The sequence below is a fragment of the Cupriavidus sp. L7L genome (assembly GCF_004353535.1).
In the GTDB taxonomy this organism is placed as follows: domain Bacteria; phylum Pseudomonadota; class Gammaproteobacteria; order Burkholderiales; family Burkholderiaceae; genus Cupriavidus; species Cupriavidus oxalaticus_A.
The window spans coordinates 1-457 of sequence record NZ_SMNY01000208.1; the positions used below are offsets into that span (position 1 = coordinate 1).

General features: G+C 61.3%; 1 protein-coding gene. It reads right to left on the minus strand.

What is annotated here, in order from left to right; genetic code table 11:
* Positions 1-123: 123 nt before the first annotated feature.
* A partial coding sequence (locus E1J61_RS37760) for a hypothetical protein (RefSeq protein WP_165971645.1) occupies positions 124-457 on the minus strand: 334 nt, incomplete at its 5' end.

Genomic DNA, 457 nt, shown 5'->3' on the forward strand with positions numbered 1-457 from the left:
TCCACCAACAGGCTCGAAAAAAGTGCTGCATTGTTACCATATCCGTCAATAAATGGGTAAAGCCTTCCCAACACGGCCGTTCCTGGCGGAGCGGCCGATGTGGTGGAATCTGTGAATGAGTGGTTAGCTGGTGTGGGGGTACCCCATCCCCAAGTCGACGACACTGGCCTGTGCGACCCGGTCCACGACCTCGGTGAAGGTTTCCTGGTGCGGCGGCACGAACGTGATCGGTCTCGCCGCTGGGTCCGTCTCGGTATTCATTGCCTGCACGAACTGGAGCACCATGCGCTGCACGATCTCGCTCTCGGTGGGCGGCGGGAATGCGGAAGGCATATGGGAATCGGTCGACGCCTCGTGGACGGCGGTGAGCTGCGCGACCGCATCCGCGGCGAATGCGTGGTCAGCCTGCAATTCTGGGACCACTCCGGCCCGCAATTCTTCGGTGTAGAGCGCGAAG